The organism is Spirosoma fluminis, from assembly GCF_054778895.1.
This window is the reverse complement of the sequence record NZ_BAAGZD010000003.1, coordinates 525,131-543,423: the sequence shown is the minus strand read 5'-3', so window position 1 is coordinate 543,423 and position 18,293 is coordinate 525,131. Positions and strand designations below refer to the sequence as shown.

The following is an 18,293-nucleotide window of genomic DNA, read 5'->3' as shown; positions in this document are numbered from 1 at the left end:
GTTCGCTCGAACTTGGGCTTATGGGCTTTTACACCCGGCACATTGTCGGTGAACACGCACTCACATCTTACCTGCCCCCGAAACTAGCTTTCATTGCGTGGCTGCCCGAGCGGAGCGACTCGTATAGCAGATTAACCAAACGTGCACCTTACTGAATACCAGCCTAGCCGAATAAAAGGCATTGGCGGCAAAACCAAAGTAAGTCACCAAGCGCGTAAACGCTTGAAAACCTTAGAAGCTGTTTGGGTACCATATCGGATATCCAGGTGAAAAGTGTCTTCAAGACTAGTATGAGCGCAACCTTAACGAAGGCAAGCCGTCGATGTGGTCATCAACGCGGCCGCAACAAGCTGATGCACGAGTCTGCGTCTTTGTACGTCGGAGCCAGAAATTATGTACCTGTCCTTGCATAACCCATAGAAATTGCCGCGGTAGCATTCCACGCGCTTAGTTCTCACGCTACGTTTGTTGTTTTTCCACTCTTGATTCACAAATAAATTAAATTGGTCTTTACCTGTCACCCAATCGCTATTATTCAGTCTTAAAAGAGATGTCTGGTAGATTATAGTCTATCCTGCTCAGGTTAAGTAACTTATTTGTTGATTAAGGTAGCTAGTTAGTTCTCTACACGCTCATTGTATGCAGCGATTGATTCTGAAGTTTCTGTACGTAGTAGCCACACTTAAAAACCCCGGTATACGACGTGATCTACGCTATTTTGTGCGGGACAATTACTTCTGCCGGTTGAATCAGATTCGGTTTGTAACGCAGGATTTTTTAGTCAAAAAGAAGTACAAGGTCATTGAATACCACGGCGAGTTTCAGTCGGAAATCATCCATGTGCTGCCGTTTGCCTACTGGCATCATTTGAATGGTACGCTTTTGCAAACCATATCCTGTGCCGACACGAAAGAGTTTTATTTCTTCAGTGAAAACCATAGCGAACGGTACCCAGTCCGGGAATGGCAGGCAGGATACGATTATTACGATGTACCCAGTATGACCCACGGTTCGTCGTTCAAATCGGTGAAACGGGCGCAGGTGCCTCTGAAAGCGCACTATCGCAATGAACTGATCACCTTCGATAAACCGATACTGGTGATTGCCAACAAGTATAATATCGAGTGGGATAAGCCACCCATGAATTTTTTGAGCATTTCCGTACTAGACAAGATTGTGTCAACCTATAAGGATCGGTATCAGATCATATACAACCGGCCGCTGCCCACCCAGATTGTAGAAGATAACAGCGAAATTCTTGACCTGAACGAGCACCAATGGTTACGGGAAACCTATCCGGAGGTGGTAATGATGAGCGATCTGTTCGAACAGCACCGGACGACCGTGCGGAATTTTAACCACCTGCAGCTCCTGGTGTACGCCAACTGTGATCGGTTTATATCTGTACACGGGGGGACCGCTGCCCTGGCCAGTTACTTCGGTGGTATCAACATCATCGTATCGAGTCCGGAAGGCGGAATGGAGCATCAGTTCAACGAGTACGCGACCATTTTTCCGGCGTTATCGGATGCTAGAATATTACTGGCTAAGACCGATCAGGAGGTACTGCCGTATCTCGAAGCCTATTATTAAAACCAGAAAATCGGGCGAGCTGCCCTTGTTTGCGCTTAGGATTCAATATGGCTATGGTTGTTGCTAAAATCACAAGTGGTCTGGGAAATCAGTTGTTTCAGTATGCGCTGGCACGTAGCCTTTCGCTGCGGAACCAGGCATCACTTTACTTTGACCTTAGCTACTACAACCAGACGTATGCGTCGGATACGGCCCGGCTGTTCCGGCTTCAGCACTTTACTATTAATTATCGGGTACTAAACGCATCGCCGTACCGATTCGTGGCGAAGGCGACAAAACTGCTCCCCGGCCGGACGCTAAAACCGCTGATCGAACTCGTTCAGGAAAGCCAGTTTCAGTTTAATCCCGCCGTATTAAGTGCCAACGCCTATTTGCTTACCCTCGACGGTTTCTGGCAATCCGAATCTTACTTTGAGACGTATGCAGATTTGATCAGAACCGAACTTGCATTTACGCACGAGCCTGGACCTGCTTTTGATACGTATCAACGGGCCATTAAAATCAGTACGACGCCCGTTTCGGTACACATCCGTCGGGGTGACTACGTAGCGCATCCTGAGTTTAGTAAAACCTTTGGTTTCGTAGGACTCGACTATTACCAGGCCGCCATCGAACTATTGAAAAAGCAGTTCCCAAACCTACACCTGTTTGTGTTCAGCGATGATCAGGCGTGGGTGCAGGCCAATTTAGGACTGAATGTTCCGCACACGTTTGTTACCAGTACCGGCGAGAATGCCGATCTGGACGATTTGCAGCTTATGAGTCTGTGCCAGCATCATGTTATCGCTAACAGTTCGTATAGCTGGTGGGGGGCCTGGCTTAACCCCCTCAAAACGAAAAGAGTTGTTGCGCCCAAACAGTGGTTTAGAAACAAGCCGGACTGTAATACCGACGATCTTATCCCGCCGTCGTGGCTGCGACTATAACCTGTAGAGGGTATACAAAAAAGAGTAACTCTGTTCTGTTCAATAAAGTACCGGATCAGAATTTAGACATGAACATCAAGGAAATTATTGACCGTAAACCAGCCCTGAAACGGTTCGTGCATTGGCTGCTGATTCCGCCGAACCAGGCCAGGCCCCGGCGTTGGGTTAGCTGGTTTGTCAATCCGTTAGTTCATGAACGGGCTCGGTCTTCTTCCATTCGGTCGCGTGCCCGCCTGGACGTACTGCCCTTTAATCCGTTTTCGATTGGTGCGTCGAGCACGGTCGAAGATTTTTGCGTGGTCAATAACGGCGTCGGTGGTGTACACATCGGCGATCGTAGCCTGGTGGGCATCGGGTCCGTGCTGATTGGTCCGGTTACCATTGGTTCCGACGTAATCATTGCCCAGCACGTAGTGTTGTCGGGTCTTAACCATTCGTACGAAGATATTCAGAGGCCAATCTGCGAACAACCCGTTACGACGCACCGCATTGTTGTGGAAGATGAGTGCTGGCTGGGCGCTAATGTTACCGTTACGGCGGGCGTTACGATTGGTCGTCATTCCGTGGTGGCGGGCGGAAGTGTCGTTACCCGCAATGTACCCGCTTATACCGTTGTCGGTGGCAATCCAGCCCGCATCTTAAAACAGTATGACCCTGAGTCCGGGCAGTGGATAAAAAGCTCTCTTTCTCTGAACCCGAGCCAGTAACTACCGGAGAGCCAGAACGTGGCCAGGAAACGTATTGCTATCTCTTTTTAATCGAACTATTTGCAGACCGTTGGTTAATGACAAACCCTCTACTGCCCGGCTGGATCGCTGAACACTTGTTTACGTACGACCCAGCGCAAGTCTCGTCCGAACAACTCGAATCATTACGGAATCGGCTCGCCCAGTTCCGGACGGAAACCCCGCTGGTTTCAATCGTTATACCGGCCTACAATGAAGAAGCCAGTTTGCTAAATACGCTGTCGTCATTGGCAAGCCAACGGTTAACGATGCCTACCGAACTGCTCGTAATTAACAATAACTCGTCGGATCGGACGCAGGCGTTTCTAGACCAGTGCGGGGTTCGTTCCGTGCTAGAGACGCAGCCCGGCGTGGCGTATGCTCGTCAGGCAGGGCTGTTAGCGGCCAGGGGCCAGTTTGTGGCGAATGCCGACTCCGATTGCCTGTACCCGCCCGATTGGGTTAACGCTATCACCAGCCCGCTGCAAAAGTCAGCCATTGCCTGTACGTATGGCCTGTACTCGTTTCTGCCGCATCAGAACACATCCCGCCTTGCCCTGGCCTGTTACGAACGCGTGAGCCATACCCTTAACTTTGCCCGGAGCTTTAATAAGCCTTACCTGAACGTATATGGATTCAACTTTGCGTTTCGTCGGGACGATGCGCTGGCGATTGGCGGCTATGCGCTTGATTCAGGACCGGTAGGGTCAGTTGCTGAACTGGTTGAGGCCGGTAAAACGCCCCCTCCACCTTCGGCCAGACGTGGGGAAGATGGCTGGATGGCACTGTCGTTACGTGAACAGGGAAAAGGAGGTATCCACCGCGTTACGGATTCGCGGGCGCACGTCTGGACGAGTGCCCGGCGCTTGCTGGCGCACGGCAGTTTAGGCAAAGCGTTCATGGATCGGATCCGGCGAACAATTGGCTGAACCACTGCTCGGAACTGGTGCTGGCGGTTAGGAGAGCGCCTTATCCGCCACCAGAACTGGCGCGGCCGCTGAGCGTACGGCCTGATGAAGAACGGCTTCAAAGGCTTCAGCCCGTTTTTCCCAGGAGTTGGCTTTGGCCAGGTTAACCCGCTCCGCTACCCGTTCAGGACTGTCATCCGCCAACGCTCGTCGAAGGGCCTCTGCGAAGGTTTCGGGCTCACGCGCCAGATCAACCACACCCGCGAAATCGTCAAGTATCGAAAACGGGGTCGATACAACGGGCAGACCAGCCGCTAAATACTCATTAATCTTCAGGGGATAAATCGTGTAGGTGTGTTCGTTACACAAATACGGGATGATGGCTACCTTCATGTTAGCCAGTAAGGCCGGGAGCGCCGGGGGTTGATGCGGGGGCGTAAACGTAACGTTTGGGTAAGCGGCCAGGCGCTGCGGGATCAGGGGTTGGTTGATTTCGCCAATAAACTGAAACGATACGTCCGACATGATGCGAACGCAGTACTCGACTAGGTCAAGATCCATTCGATTATCCATCGAACCCAGATACCCCACCACCGGCTTTTGGGGCGGATTTGCTTCGGCCAGGGCCAGCGCCTGGTTAAACAGATCGAAATTGACGCCATTTTTAACGCAGAACGTATTGGGCTGCAACGCAGACTTAGCCTGACGCAGACTCTCCGACGTTGTAATGACCGACGTAACACGCTGAATGTACTGCGGTTCGTAGCGGCTGCCGTGTCGGCTGATCCAGCTCTCAAACGATATCTCGTCGAAGCAGTAATAAACCGTAGCCAGTTCGTTGAGCTTATCCAGCATGGGCACACCAAACACCGGGTTGAGCGCGTTGACGATCACCGGCCGACGCATGTTTAACCGGCGCATAACCCGTTTCAGGCCGCTGATGAACCGGTAGCTGTTCAGGGCGAGGAAACGGTCATGCAGCGTGTTAGGGAGCCAGTTGATGGGCAGCATAAGCGGGGGAGTCCAAACGTAGACCACCTGCCCGTTTTTACCGGTCTTCTTCGTTAGTGAATCGGCTAGTCCGACCAGTTCCCGAACCGGAACGTCCTGCTTTCCCTGAGCACCCCGCACCCAGTCTTTCACAGTATACTGGTAATCGATAAACAGCACAGGGTGGCGGGCCGATAACTCGGTCATTAACTGCACCACCGACTTCTGAAAATCGCCTTCCCAGGTTGTTTGACTAACGCAGATAATACTGTCAAAACTATCCATACTACCTATTGCATTTTTGCCGTTACCGTCCACAATTTACCAGACAACAATACGTCATTGCATGAACTGAATGTCGTAGTTGTACCGAAGCTGTCTGTACACGTACCGGGCAGCGGCAATGAATGGGTTGTTGCTTTGCGTCCACTCCGTCCGTTGTACGGTGCTAGGCTCAACGGCATCGTTCTCCTGCGAAAAAAGACTTTTGAAATCCGTAAAGAATAGTCCCCGCCCACCGCGCTGAATGAACGAGATGCACATTTTGTACTCGGTGCGGTCGCCATGCAGCCCTTCGGCGTACCGGCCGAACTTGGTCAGGAACGAACTCCGGCGCAGATGCGGGTGATCGCTGTACACATAAATCTTTGTGTAATTCAGCGCCCAGCGCGGCACATGCATCTCGGCATACTCAGCCGTAAATGGCTTCAGGTAAGGGTAGGCGTAATAGGCGTAGAAGCGAACGATGTCCAGCGTCTTGTCTTCGTCCATAAAACCCAGCGATTTTTTGAGCTGTTTGGGGAAACTTGACTTAGGTACAAAGTCCTCCTGAACGTACAAGGTATACGGCGTTGTTACGGCATCCTGCCCTTTGTTCATATTGTGGCCCAGACCCCGATTCTTGGGAGTGGTAACGAGTGAGAAGCCATACTCGTTCTGTAAGCGAACGAGAGCTTCCTGGTGTTCGGGTTTACTGCCATCGTCGGAGACGACAATTGCCGCGAAGGAGCAGGCCAGCTGCGACAACGCAGCAAGCAGGCGCTGAAGCGAATGGCTGCGGTTATAATGGGTAATCAGCAGGGATACGTTGTCGAAGTGGTAACTGACGGGAAGCATAGTGATAAAACTTACGTAGTAGAGTAACGTCAGGCGCGTGTTGGCTCAACGGCTTTGGCCGTATCCCACCGTTCGCAGGTCGTGAATAGAATCGAGTTGATAAACAGGATCGTACTGGTTGGAAACTGGCCAAGTGTAGGGTTTGAGTAGCTCATCACCACTATACCAATGAACTCGGCCAGTAAAGCAACCATGATTTTAGTCAGCCAGGGGTCGTTGATCTGCCAGACTTTATACGTACCAACGCAGATGATACCAGCCAACATCAGCAAATAAAGAAATACGCCCACAACACCGGTCTCGATCCATAACTGAACGTACCAGCTATCGGGCGAAATCCGTGCGGCAAAGTGATTCGGCGAAAACCGGTTTCCGGCATCCGTCGACGTACCAATACCAGCCCCAAAGGGAAGGTCTTTCATGTAAGCCCGCAGCTTCCGCTGATTTTCGAGCCGGAGCTGGAACGAGGGATCTTCACCAGGGTGCAAGGCCGTCCGCATGCGGTAGATCTGATAGTTGGAATCACCGATGTGCGTAAACATGAGGACGGCAAACAGAGGAGCGGCAACGCCAATGCTTAGCAGTATCGTCGTTACGTTACGTCGGAGGAAGAGGTAAGCCGGGTAACCCGCCAAGATAACAAACAACGCGCTGCGGGTACCGGAAACGGCAAACCCCCAGAAGAAAAGAACTGCCAGACCAGCGTAACCTATTTTTTTTAGCCATGATCTCGCATCAAACACCCAGATCATACAAATCAGGGTAAGACCGGCCATTTCGGCTCCGAACTGGGACGCATCGGTGTAAAATGAGAAGCTCCGCAACTGCCCAAACAGCATATGGGTAGCCGCGCCAACTTCGTTCAGCCACTTAAGCTCCGCCGTTTCTAACCCGATATACTGCTGTTTAAACGACCACAGACACGCCAGAAACGACCAGAAGAACCAGATTTTCAGGAATAGTTTAATGTCCTGGCGGCTGATGGGTACGACCAAGACGATCAGGGCAACGTATATCCAGTTCAGCGAGAAGTAACGTGCGTGAAAGAACCAGGCCAGGGGGTAGGGGGCTTCCGGGTTGAAAAATTCCAAAATGGTATAGAACAACCAGATCAGCAGCATGTAAAAAACGGGGTGGTGGAGCCGACTCCAGACCATCCGTTTGCCATTGACGAGTACACTCACCACCGTTAACGCGACAAGGCCGTCCAGACACAAACCAATCGGAATTTCAACCGGACTGAACCGGGGTAGACCCAGCAAAAAGCCGAGGTTTACGTACAGCAGAAGGCCAAATTTAGGTTCAGCCAGTATGCCAACCAGCCCTATGATCGCAATGGGAACGCCAACGGTCATCAATGCGCCTATAACACCGAATGTGCCGATTAGCCAACCACCTACTATGGCCGTGATTACGCCAATGAAGCCGTATAACCAGCGGTTATCCCGGAAGACATCAAGTATCGAAAGGCCTCTGTCGAACATACAAATCGCTGTAACGGATTAGCGGCTTAAACGGCGCGCTCTGCTTTTTCCCAGATCCCGGATAAATTGCCCCGCTGGAAACGGGCGAAGCCCAGCAATACGCACCAGTTCATGAACACGAAATAGAACGGCACAAACGTGAGTTTCCAACGAGTATGGCGGTTTTCCAGGGTATAGCCTACGTAGGCAGTGGTATAGAAAAGCACCTGTAAGATAAGTATATACTGCCAAAATGTAGTAGCGAATTCACTAATCGGCAGCATCAGTAAAATTCCGTTCAGGATCAGAAGTAAGGGCAGACAAAACGGAGTAACGGCCCAGCGCAGGACGCGGTGCGATACGTACTGAAAGCTCAGCCAGCCGTACCGGAAAAAGTTGAGCAGATACGCTAGCCGCTGTATAGCCTGAAAACCACCGGTAGCGATACGTACTTTTCGCTTCATCTCTTCGCTTACCGAATGAGAAGGCCGTTCCAGTGCATAGGCATCGGGTGCGTACTCAACGCGGTACCCGCGACCGGCAATGCGAAGTGAGATGATGAAGTCGTCGAGTAACGTATCGGCTTCCACAGTTTCGTAGAGCGCCGTACGGATTGCAAAGAGTTCGCCGGCCGCACCCACAATGGTGTGGAGCTGCGCGTCTAGTTTTTTCAGGAACGATTCGTACCGCCAGTAAAGTCCTTCGCCACTGCCCGCGGCAGCCTCGCGCCCCTGCACTTGTATCCGCTTTTCGCCGGTCACGGCGCCCACTTCCGCTGCCTCGAACCGCTTGACGAGCCGGCTCACCGCTTCGGGGTTAAGTTGAGTGTTCGCGTCGGTAAATATGGTAATGGGGGTAGTTACCTGCCCCATAGCCCGGTTCATGGCGGCTATTTTCCCTAATCGCTGCGTACCGGAGATAATCGTAAGGTTCGGCACATCGGCCTTCCGCTGTTCGAGGTATTCCTGGGAGCCGTCGGTGGAGCCTTCTACGACAAAAAGCAGGTGAAGATGCTCGACCGGGTAATCCTGATCCAAACAGTTCTGTAGTTTATCGGTGAGGTAGGCGCGTTCATTATACGCCGGAACGATCAACGTAACGTCCGGCACGTACTCCGCTGCCTGACCAGGTGCCTGCTTCGCGTTGGTCTTGCCCAGAATTTTCACCAGCAGCCAGGCAATAATGCCGTAGCCCAGGTAGGTATAGAAAACAATAAACGCTAAACCGAAGAACAGGCAACTAACGAGGTAGTAGAAGAAGGTCATTTGTAGACAAACGTTAAGGCGATTTCGGTTATACCGGCGATAGGCTGGTTGAGGTGAAGTTCCACATAACCCCTTTCACGAACGCACGCGCGTGCGTTCGTTTCCCGGCAAGCAGATACGTTGTTACGTGCTTGGGAACGACGCAGCTGGCAAAGAACAGGTAAAATACCAGGCGCTGAAACCCTGTACAGTGACGGCGCATGTACAGGATGCGGTTCCGCGTCAGGTAATACGTTTTCAGCGGATTATGTTCGCCAACCGACACCGACTCCTTGTGCAGGATGGAAGCAGAAGGCTGGTAATAAATCAAAAAGCCCGCGTCTTTAATGCGCTGCGACCAGTCAAGCTCCTCGTAGTACAGAAAAAAGCGATCGGCAAACCGGCCGACCTGATCGATCACTGCCCGTTTCACCATCATCGCGCAGCCATGCGCGAAGTTGGTTGCCGAAGGGTGATCAAAACGGCTGCTGTCGGGTTGCTTATAACCAATTGGCGTGGCCGTGCCGGTGTACATGTTCATGGCGTTGTAACCGGCGTACTGAACGAGGTGAGGGGTATCGTAGAACTTGATTTTAGGACACGTAACGCCGACCTGATCATCGGCCTCGAACGGCTGCAGCAACTCATCGAGTAAGTCAGGATTCAGTTCCGTATCATTATTTACGATAAAGAAGTAGTCGCCCTGAGCCTGCTGCATACCCAGGTTATTGCCCCCCGTGAAGCCCAGGTTAACCTCACTGCGGACGATGCGCAGACCGGTATAGTCAGCCTCGTCAATGAGCGTACTCAACGCGGGTTCAGAGGCATTATCAACCACAATGATTTCGTAGTTTGGATGCCTGAGCAGCCTGGACGACTCCAGGAACTGACGGGTTGTTTCAGCCTGATTGTAGTTGATGGTAATGATCGATACCAGGGCGGAAGCCGTGAGTACCTGATCGGTAGTGCGTTGGTAGGTCGACCGTGCCGGGCGCTCTATACATTCTCCTGCTGCCATAAGCTAAATATGGTTTGCCAAATGATCGACATATCCGTCTTGAATGAGAAAGACTCGGCGTATTCAATGTCGAGCAGCGTCCGCTCCCGATCCGACATCGGGCCCTGACCTCTGGCCCGTTTTTTCACTTGCCATAATCCGGTAAGACCCGCCGGGCCAGCAAATCGCTGCGCAAATTCATCAGTAGTCAGTTTCTCGGCTTCATATAAAGGAAGCGGCCGATTGCCGACCAGCGACATATCGCCGAGGAGAATATTGAGGAGCTGAGGAAGTTCATCGATGCTGCTATTTCGTAAAAACGTGCCCAACCGGGTAATTCTGGGGTCGTTCCGAAACTTCATAAATTTCGCTACCTCTTCCGTCTCCTGTAAGTACAGCTTTTCGCAGACTGGCTTGTTCTGATCGAACAACAGTTGCTGGCAGGAAACGCCCTGCTGGCGACAGGCACTGCACAGAAATTCAGACCTATCATCGCTTACTACCTCTGCCGACGAAGTCGTTTTCTCTTTCGAATAGATGTTGTTGGCGCTGAGACTGCCTAACATCTGGTCGGCCATGGCGCGCATGGTCCGGAATTTATACATATCGAAAATATGAAACCGGGCACCGGCTCGCTTCGATCTATAAAGAATAGGACCCTTAGAGTCCAGTTTTATTAACAGGGCAACAAGGACCAGGACTGGGGAAAGAATAAGCAGGGCGGTTAGGGAAACCGTAATGTCAATAGCCCGTTTCCACCACGGTAGTTTAAATGCTGGGGTAATGAGAGCTGGTTTGCCTTCCGGCAACGCATGTAGGAACGAGTTCAGCTCTAAGTAGTAGCTTACTTTGGTTTGTAAGTTCTGATTGCCTTCCGTAACAACGAGCACATCGGTTGCTCCGTTATCGAGTACAGTTTTTACCGAGCGGCTATCCATGAAATTGCAAATAGTTAAAACCGGAATCGGTCGGGAAGAAAGCGTATTTCTAACAAGGGGAGTAATGACTGGGGCGCTTTTCCTGTCAGTGATTACCAGATGAACTTCGGGGGCACTGGTTAACCAATCCTGCGCTTCACTCGCGTCTTTAAACCGTGAGACTAAACAGATTTCGCTAGCAATTGTGACAAGCCGATTGGCGATCAGGTCATTTTCCTCAACTAACAAAAGGCGAAGCACGGTAGATTCAGTCACAAAGTTTAAGTACCCACTATCTTGACGACTCAACCAGTACAGGTTGGCATAGATTTTGCGAAGTAGTTGCGGTGGCGTCGTTAAGAGGAATAAACACCAGCGTAATTTGCGTTTTCCGAGATAATATTTCGAAAAGTTGGCTAATTATGGGTAGTAATGTAGTCATTGGTGTGCGTCGTTTACTAGTTGGCATGGCATTTGCACGAAATTAACCGGTTGGTCCATGCACGCCAACCTGAAACCAGGTAAAAAAACTAAGCGGTTTGTGAGACAACCGAATCCCGGAGCAACATGGATAAAATTCGAGATTTGAGCTGGCCGAAAGGCTTGTTTTCCGCTCTCCCCCGAACTGTAAAGGGGTTCTCGCGTATGTTGTTCACGGATGTATCAACCCGACGTAGTAAAGCGTGTAGTCTGGCTTTTACTTCAAGCGGATTAAACGGTTTGGTAATGAAGCTGTCGACGCCTTGCTCCAGACATTTTATACGAGTTCCGCTGTCGGCAGCGTTAGATAGAACAACAATCGGCGTATGACTCATCAACCGGCTCATGCGAATAAGTTTGGTCAGTTCGAGGCCGTCGAAAAATGGAAGGTTTAATTCGGTCAGGACACAATCGAATTGACTACCCTGAATCAGCAAACGAGCCGCTTCCTGACCGGTTGTAGCTACTGTTACGATGAACTCTTTCTTAAAACATTGTAATAGAATGTCTGCTACGTACGGATTCTCGTCGACTAAAAGCAAGCGATGTTTGGCGGTCATTGTACAAGAGTTTTGTTCTGAATGTGCGTCAGATTAGCTTTTAGACTACAGGGTTGATATTCGGTTACCATTCCCTTCTAAAAAATACATTTTCTGCGATCTACGATCTGTTATATCCTATTAAATACGCTTTGTGAATATCACGAAATGTAATCTTAAATAATTTAAGCTACGCTCCTGTAAATCAATTATTTGCCTAGGGATATAAGAGTACGTATTAATAGGTTGTACTATGTATATATAGAAAAAATCATACTATTTATGTAAATAACAAAGCGACTATTCTTTGTTAATTATATATTAAGCGGTATGTACTTTTCGTTGACGGATGGTACCATTTACTGGTAAAAACGCAAGCTGGGCCCCTAAGCCCGGCTTTTTTTGTAACATTGCCCTGCTAAATCAGCTTAGTAGATTATCGAAAACGAGCGTAATTCAGTATGAGTATCCCTATAAATCTGTCTGGTCAGACTCGTGTTGTCATTGAGCGTATAGTACCTGAACTCGATGGGGGGCGTTTCCCGATCAAAGCTGTACTAGGCGATATTATTGCCGTAGAGGCCGACATTTTCGCCGACGGTCATGATTATCTATCTGCCCAATTGCTGTATAAACATATAGAAGATACCGCCTGGAGCGAGACGCCCATGGCTCTGCTGGGCAACGATCGCTGGGGAGCTTCATTTGTTGTTGATAAGCAAGGTCAGTATAAGTACACGTTTGAAGCCTGGGTCGATCATCTAGCCTCCTGGCAACATGAAATTCACCTCAAAGTAGCCGATGGACAACGAATTACCAGCGAACTGCTGGCTGGGGCTCAGTACGTTGATGGCATGCTGGACCGGGCTGGAGGCAAACCAGCTGTGAAGAAAGTTGGCAAAACGCAGAAAGCCTTACCGCCCGTTGAGGAGTCGGCCGACGTGCGGGCCCTGCGCGAGATGGCCGCGCTGTTTAGAGACGAAAGTCGCTATGATGAAGCCGTATCAGTGGCCGAAAGTGATCAGTTTACGTTTTATGCGAACCGGTATCCCGAACGCCAGCATCCCAGCCGGTATCGGCACGAGTTGGGCGTTGAAGTGGATCGGGCCAGAGCCGGGTTCAGTACGTGGTACTGTTTATTTCCCCGATCCGCGTCGCGCGAGGAGGGTAAGCACGGTACATTCCGGGACGTAGAAGCCTTATTGCCGCGCATCTCAGGCATGGGCTTCGACGTATTATACCTGCCGCCCATTCACCCGATCGGGATGGCACACCGAAAAGGTAAAAACAACTCTGTTGTTAGCCAGCCGGACGACCCTGGTGTACCCTACGGCATTGGCTCTGCGGAAGGAGGACACGATACGATTCATGCTGAGCTAGGCACAGTCGACGACTTTAAGCACTTGATTGCGATTGCGGCTAACTATGGTATGGAAGTGGCAATGGACCTGGCCATTCAGTGCTCACCCGATCACCCCTGGGCCAAACAACACCCCGATTGGTTCAAGAAACGCCCTGATGGTACGATTCAGTACGCCGAAAATCCGCCTAAAAAGTACCAGGATATTTATCCGGTTTATTTTGAAACCGCCGATTGGCGTAATCTCTGGGAAGAGTTAAAGCGTGTGCTGCTCGTCTGGGGCTCCTGGGGAGTCCGTATCGTTCGGGTTGATAACCCCCACACGAAGCCATTTGCGTTCTGGGAGTGGGTCATTGCCGAGGTCAAGAAAGAATATCCGGATATGATCTTTCTTTCGGAAGCCTTCACCAAGCCTAAAGTGATGCAGGAGTTGGCGAAACGGGGATTCGCCCATTCCTATACGTATTATACCTGGCGTACTACAAAAGCGGAATTGCAGGAATACCTGACGGAGCTGACCCAGAGCGAAATGAAATACTATTTCCGCCCGAACTTCTGGCCGACGACGCACGACATCAATCCGCATAGTCTGCAATCGGGCCATGAGCCGCAATTCCTGATCCGCTATTTTCTGGCTGCGACCTTATCGAGCAATTACGGTATTTATGGCCCGTCGTTCGAGCTGATGGAGCACGTACCGTTTCCGGGAAAAGAGGAGTATCTGAATTCGGAAAAATACGAGATCCGCCTGTGGGACTGGGAAAAAACGAACAAGCTGACCTACCTGATTTCAATAACGAACCGCATTCGCAAGGAAAATGCGGCCTTGCAAACGACCAACAACCTCACGTTCTGCACCGTCAACGACGACGCGATCATGGCGTATCTGAAAGTTTCGGGCGATAACCGGTTGCTGGTCGTAGTGAACACCGACGCGTACCAACGTAGAGCTGCCATCGTTCAGGTCCCTATCTGGCAATTAGGCATTAATTCCGAGCAGTCGTACACCGTTCACGATTTGCTGACGGGTGCTTACTACGTATGGCAGGGCGAGTGGAACTACGTAGAGCTTGACCCGTACGTGTTACCGATGCATTTGTTCCGGATCGAGATCTGATACGTAACTAGTGTACCCCTTAATCAAAAAGGCGTCCTGATATCAGGACGCCTTTTTGATTAAGGTAGAACAGACTTTATTTAGCTCTAATTGCAATTACAGGGTCCATTCGGGAAGCGGAAAAGGCAGGTATAATGCCGGACAGAATACCGATAACGCTCGAGACTCCTAAGCCAAGAGCAATGTTGCCCGCTGTTAGCTGTAGGTCCAGGCTGCCCAGACTTATGAAAGATAATAGATATACTAGAGTAATACCCGCTAAACCACCTACCAGACTGAGCAGCACGGCCTCGAACAGGAATTGAAAAAGGACAAAGTAATTTTTAGCCCCCAGTGATTTTTGAATACCAATGATGTTGGTACGTTCCTTCACGCTCACGAACATGATGTTCGCGATGCCGAAACCGCCGATTAGAATTGAAAAGCCACCGATTACCCAACCTGCTACGGTCAGTACGGCAAACAAACCGCTGATGGCCTGAGCCGCTGCCTCCGGACGGTTAATGGAGAAGTTATCATCCTGCGCCGGACGTAAACCTCGCCGGGTACGGAGCAGTCCGCGAATCTCGCTTTCCAGCTCCAGCAGCCCCTCGTCCTCCTCGTAGCCTTTAATGGCAATGTCGATGTCAGGCCTTGCGGAGTGGTACATCTTGGCAAAAGCGCCGAAGGGAATCAGGCATTTAATATCCGGATTACCACCGACGTTAAGTATACTTTCCCCTTTTCGCCGTTGTACACCAATAACCGTGAAGTTGTTACCGCTGATCTTGAAGGACTTTCCAATAGGGTCCTGACCGGGAAATATATTGTCGGCTACATCGGCACCAATGATGGCTACGTTACGGGATACGTCGATCTCCTGTTGCGTAAAATAGCGTCCCTGCTCAATCGGTACGTCCGAAATCTTGTTGTAGTCGAACGTAGTGCCCTGAATCAGTGAGGCCATGCTGTTGTTGCCCTGCTTGATCGTCACTCGTCCTTTAAAGTCCATGGCGACAATTGCCTGCGCGTTTTCGAGCCGATCACTCAGGAATTTGAATTCGGTATAGGTGGGTACTGGGCGCTGGAAAAACTTCCACCACTGGTATTCGCCCCCGAAGGACCATGGCCACTTTTGCACGTAGACTACTTTGTCGCCGATGAACGACAGACTGGTCCGTATGTTTCGCTCCAGCGAATCGACGAGGGTAAATACGGCTATGATGGCGAAAATGCCAATCGTAACCCCTAGTAAGGAAAGAGTGGTACGTAGGAGGTTCGAGCGTAACGCCTGCCACGCAAATCGAAAACTTTCAAAAACCTGTCGAATGAATTGCATGGCTTTTTCTAAATACACGAACGACGGACTATGACAAAAGTAAGATATTATAGGGGTTGATTTCAAGCAATTAAGGCGAAGAAGGATGGATTAACGGACGTTTGGTCAATTTTCGTAGATTAGTGGTTTCTGATGACAACCTGCAACACGATGAATCGACCTATACTTCTTCTATTGGGACTGCCGCTTGCCCTGTTTTCAGCCTGCAAAACGCAATCGCCTGCCACCACAGCGTCGGGTAGCAGGGTGCAGGAAAGCCAGGGTGTGTATCAGTACCGCGACGAGGACCCAACTGTAAAGCCGTTCTATTCGGATCGCGTTGGCGTAACTGGACATAACGGTATGGTTGCGTCGGCGCATCCCGAGGCTTCAGAGGTGGGCCTGAATATTCTAAAAGCGGGTGGTAATGCAGTCGATGCGGCTGTGGCTGTTCAGTTTGCCTTAGCCGTTGTCTATCCGGGGGCGGGCAATATTGGTGGCGGAGGATTTATGGTATACCGCGATCAGGCGGGCAAATCCTATACCCTCGATTATCGGGAGAAAGCACCGGGCAAAGCGACCCAGAATATGTACCTCGACTCGCTGGGCAACGTTCGTCCGGGGTTAAGTATTACCGGTCACCTGGCGAGTGGCGTTCCGGGTTCTGTAGATGGTATGGCCGAAGCGCATAAACGGTTCGGTAAACTCCCTTGGGCGCAGGTGCTGCAACCGGCTGTTGACCTGGCGCAGAAGGGGTTTGCCTTAACGGAACGGGATGCTTTAGGGTTGAACCGCATAAAGAATGACTTGAATACGATCAATCCGGGTAAACCGTATTTTCTGAAAAGCGCCAATCCGGTGGATACGGTTGCCTGGCATAAAAGCGACTTATTCGTACAGACGGATTTGGCTAAGACCCTACAACGGATACAGGCGCAGGGACGGGCCGGTTTTTACGAAGGTGAAACGGCTCGTTTACTGGCCGAAGAGATGCAGCGCGGCAACGGGTTGATTACGGAAGAGGACCTCAGGAATTACCACTCCGTCTGGCGCGATCCGATTCAGGCCAAGTATAAGAACTACACGGTAATCACCATGCCGCCTACCTCCAGCGGGGGGGTAGCGTTGGTGCAGCTGATGCGGTTTACGGAGCCGTATCCGTTACGTCGCTGGGGCTGGAACCGGGATTCGACCGTACAGGTGATGATCGAAGCCGAACGGCGCGTGTATGCCGACCGGGCTAAATTTCTGGGTGATCCTGATTTTGTGAAGGTGCCCGTCGACAAGCTGACAAGCGTCGATTACCTCAAAAGCCGGTGGACTGACTTCTCCTTTGCGAAAGCGACCGACAGCAAAGCCGTGAAAGGAGGCAGTATTCCGGGTTACGAAAGTCTGGAGACAACGCACTTTTCGGTAGTAGACAAAGACGGGAACGCCGTCAGCATCACAACGACCCTGAACGGTGGCTATGGGAGCCGGGTGGTGATTGGTGGCGCTGGCTTCTTTATGAACAACGAGATGGACGACTTTAGCGTCAAGCCGGGCGTACCGAACATGTTTGGCTTGATTGGCAACCAGGCGAATGCCATTGCTCCCCATAAACGAATGCTATCATCCATGACGCCCACGATTCTGGAAAAAAACGGCAAACTCTTCATGGTAGTCGGAACGCCCGGCGGGTCAACGATCATTACGTCGGTTTACCAAACGATCCTGAACGTAATCGAACACGGCATGACGATGCAGCAGGCGGTGAATGCCTTAAAGTTTCACCACCAATGGTTACCCGATAAAACTACGTTTGAAAACGGCGCGTTCTCCGACGCTACCATACAGGCCTTGCAGAACCGGGGTTACGTATTGGAAAAGCTGACGAACACGCTCGGTCGCATGGACTGCGTGTTGATCCGGCCGGATGGCTCTTACGAGGGCGCATCCGATCCGCGTGCCGATAATACCGCGCGGGGATATTAACAAAGTAGGTGCAGTCAGGAAGTAGCTAACTATCCACTGCACCTGCTTCACCATCCTTAATCCAAGGCGTTTTTGAGCTGTTTGGCTTGTTCCTTGTGCTTTTTGTCGTCGTCGAGGACCTTCCTAGCGAAGGTTTTAACGGCGTCGGCAGGGGCGTCGTCCTCCAGGTCATCGGCGGCATCGAGTGCGTCGTCATTAAGAGAAGCCATGTAGTCGAGGTACTGAACGTCAAATTCAGTACCGGCTTTCATATCGTTCATCTTGTTGACGTAGTCCTTACTTTTATTTGTCAGCGTAGTGGGCAGGACTACGTTCATCTGCTTAGAAGCTGCCTGTAGTGCCCGGTCGTCGCGCTGATGATCGTTCATGACCGTTCGGGCATAGGCTTTGACCTCAGGATTCGTTGCTTTCTGCGTAGCGAGTTGGCTAAGCTCATATTCCGTCATGCTGGTATTGGCCAGCTCAACCATATATTGGGCTACTTTCTTGGCCTCTTCTTTGGCATCGCTGCTAACGGCAACCGCCTGTTTGTCGATACGTTCCTCATTGATCTTGTTGGCCTTTTCAGCACTATCGTTACTCGATGTGCAGCCATACGCCAATCCGAGGCTGAGGCTAAGTAAGGCAAATGGGCTAAGTCGCATGGT

Annotated in this window: 15 protein-coding genes; 6 read left to right on the top strand and 9 right to left on the bottom strand. The window is 50.9% G+C overall.

What is annotated here, in order from left to right; translation table 11 throughout:
* Window positions 1-639 precede the first annotated feature (639 nt).
* From ACYVBJ_RS04285 to ACYVBJ_RS04270, 4 genes are all read left to right on the top strand, one after another.
* The gene (locus tag ACYVBJ_RS04285; protein WP_460981051.1) at window positions 640-1,593 is read left to right on the top strand and encodes a hypothetical protein; all 954 of its coding nucleotides are present in this window, start codon (window positions 640-642) and stop codon (window positions 1,591-1,593) included.
* Window positions 1,594-1,646: 53 nt separating this feature from the next.
* Window positions 1,647-2,519, top strand: coding sequence for an alpha-1,2-fucosyltransferase (locus tag ACYVBJ_RS04280; protein WP_460981050.1), 873 nt, complete (start codon window positions 1,647-1,649; stop codon window positions 2,517-2,519).
* Between the two features lie 68 nt (window positions 2,520-2,587).
* On the top strand, window positions 2,588-3,226 hold the full coding sequence (locus ACYVBJ_RS04275) for an acyltransferase (RefSeq protein ID WP_460981049.1): 639 nt from the start codon (window positions 2,588-2,590) through the stop codon (window positions 3,224-3,226).
* Between the two features lie 77 nt (window positions 3,227-3,303).
* Complete coding sequence (locus ACYVBJ_RS04270) at window positions 3,304-4,173, top strand: glycosyltransferase family 2 protein (protein ID WP_460981048.1); 870 nt, start codon at window positions 3,304-3,306, stop codon at window positions 4,171-4,173.
* A gap of 27 nt (window positions 4,174-4,200) precedes the next feature.
* On the opposite strand, the gene ACYVBJ_RS04265 is transcribed toward ACYVBJ_RS04270, so the two are convergent.
* From ACYVBJ_RS04265 to ACYVBJ_RS04235, 7 genes are all read right to left on the bottom strand, one after another.
* Window positions 4,201-5,427 (bottom strand): glycosyltransferase, encoded by a 1,227-nt coding sequence (locus ACYVBJ_RS04265; protein WP_460981047.1) that lies wholly within the window; start codon window positions 5,425-5,427, stop codon window positions 4,201-4,203.
* 54 nt (window positions 5,428-5,481) lie between these two features.
* Complete coding sequence (locus ACYVBJ_RS04260) at window positions 5,482-6,258, bottom strand: glycosyltransferase family 2 protein (RefSeq protein WP_460981046.1); 777 nt, start codon at window positions 6,256-6,258, stop codon at window positions 5,482-5,484.
* A 29-nt stretch (window positions 6,259-6,287) separates the two neighbouring features.
* The gene (locus ACYVBJ_RS04255; protein ID WP_460981045.1) at window positions 6,288-7,742 is read right to left on the bottom strand and encodes an O-antigen ligase family protein; all 1,455 of its coding nucleotides are present in this window, start codon (window positions 7,740-7,742) and stop codon (window positions 6,288-6,290) included.
* 26 nt (window positions 7,743-7,768) lie between these two features.
* Window positions 7,769-8,986, bottom strand: a complete 1,218-nt coding sequence (locus ACYVBJ_RS04250; RefSeq protein WP_460981044.1) for a glycosyltransferase family 2 protein — start codon at window positions 8,984-8,986, stop codon at window positions 7,769-7,771.
* A 28-nt stretch (window positions 8,987-9,014) separates the two neighbouring features.
* Window positions 9,015-9,983, bottom strand: a complete 969-nt coding sequence (locus tag ACYVBJ_RS04245; protein WP_460981043.1) for a glycosyltransferase family 2 protein — start codon at window positions 9,981-9,983, stop codon at window positions 9,015-9,017.
* Window positions 9,962-10,900: a sugar transferase gene (locus ACYVBJ_RS04240; protein ID WP_460981042.1), complete on the bottom strand. Its 939-nt coding sequence runs from the start codon at window positions 10,898-10,900 to the stop codon at window positions 9,962-9,964. The genes ACYVBJ_RS04245 and ACYVBJ_RS04240 overlap by 22 nt, the downstream gene beginning before the upstream one ends.
* Window positions 10,901-11,409: 509 nt before the next feature.
* A complete protein-coding gene (locus ACYVBJ_RS04235; RefSeq protein ID WP_460981041.1) occupies window positions 11,410-11,919 on the bottom strand; it encodes a response regulator transcription factor in 510 nt (169 codons plus the stop codon).
* A gap of 440 nt (window positions 11,920-12,359) precedes the next feature.
* On the opposite strand from ACYVBJ_RS04235, the gene ACYVBJ_RS04230 reads away from it, so the two are divergent.
* Window positions 12,360-14,375: an alpha-1,4-glucan--maltose-1-phosphate maltosyltransferase gene (locus ACYVBJ_RS04230; protein ID WP_460981040.1), complete on the top strand. Its 2,016-nt coding sequence runs from the start codon at window positions 12,360-12,362 to the stop codon at window positions 14,373-14,375.
* A 76-nt stretch (window positions 14,376-14,451) separates the two neighbouring features.
* Here the strand turns inward: ACYVBJ_RS04230 and ACYVBJ_RS04225 are convergent, their stop codons facing one another.
* Window positions 14,452-15,693 carry an ABC transporter permease gene (locus ACYVBJ_RS04225; RefSeq protein ID WP_460981039.1) on the bottom strand — a complete coding sequence of 414 codons (1,242 nt, stop codon included), beginning with the start codon at window positions 15,691-15,693 and terminating at the stop codon, window positions 14,452-14,454.
* Window positions 15,694-15,843: 150 nt separating this feature from the next.
* Here ACYVBJ_RS04225 and ggt point away from each other — a divergent pair, with 150 nt between their 5' ends.
* Window positions 15,844-17,646, top strand: a complete 1,803-nt coding sequence (ggt, locus tag ACYVBJ_RS04220; RefSeq protein WP_460981038.1) for a gamma-glutamyltransferase — start codon at window positions 15,844-15,846, stop codon at window positions 17,644-17,646.
* A gap of 56 nt (window positions 17,647-17,702) precedes the next feature.
* On the opposite strand, the gene ACYVBJ_RS04215 is transcribed toward ggt, so the two are convergent.
* Complete coding sequence (locus ACYVBJ_RS04215) at window positions 17,703-18,290, bottom strand: DUF4142 domain-containing protein (protein ID WP_460981037.1); 588 nt, start codon at window positions 18,288-18,290, stop codon at window positions 17,703-17,705.
* Window positions 18,291-18,293: the final 3 nt, after the last annotated feature.